Source organism: Streptomyces sp. SP17BM10, from assembly GCF_036322405.1.
Lineage (GTDB): Bacteria > Actinomycetota > Actinomycetes > Streptomycetales > Streptomycetaceae > Kitasatospora.
In genome coordinates, this window is record NZ_JAQYXB010000070.1 from 1 (window position 1) to 384 (window position 384).

At 58.6% G+C, this 384-nt stretch carries 2 rRNA genes; both read right to left on the minus strand.

The features are described from left to right. Positions 1-57 precede the first annotated feature (57 nt). A 5S ribosomal RNA gene (rrf, locus tag PUR71_RS00265) occupies positions 58-174 on the minus strand. Between the two features lie 71 nt (positions 175-245). Continuing rightward, positions 246-384: ribosomal RNA gene (locus PUR71_RS00270) — 23S ribosomal RNA — on the minus strand; the annotation flags it as partial.

The following is a 384-nucleotide window of genomic DNA, read 5'->3' on the forward strand; positions in this document are numbered from 1 at the left end:
CCCGGGAATGCGAGAAGCCCCTGATCCGAAGGGATCAGGGGCTTCTCGTGAATGATTGTTCGGCGGCGTCCTACTCTCCCACAGGGTCCCCCCTGCAGTACCATCGGCGCTGTGAGGCTTAGCTTCCGGGTTCGGAATGTAACCGGGCGTTTCCCTCACGCTATGACCACCGAAACACTATGAAACTGTCGACCCGCCGACAAGGCGGTCGTTGTTTCAGAACAACACAGTGGACGCGAGCAACTGAGGACAAGCCCTCGGCCTATTAGTACCGGTCAACTCCACCCCTCACAGGGCTTCCATATCCGGCCTATCAACCCAGTCGTCTACTGGGAGCCTTACCCTCTCAAGGAGGTGGGAGTGCTCATCTCGAAGCAGGCTTCC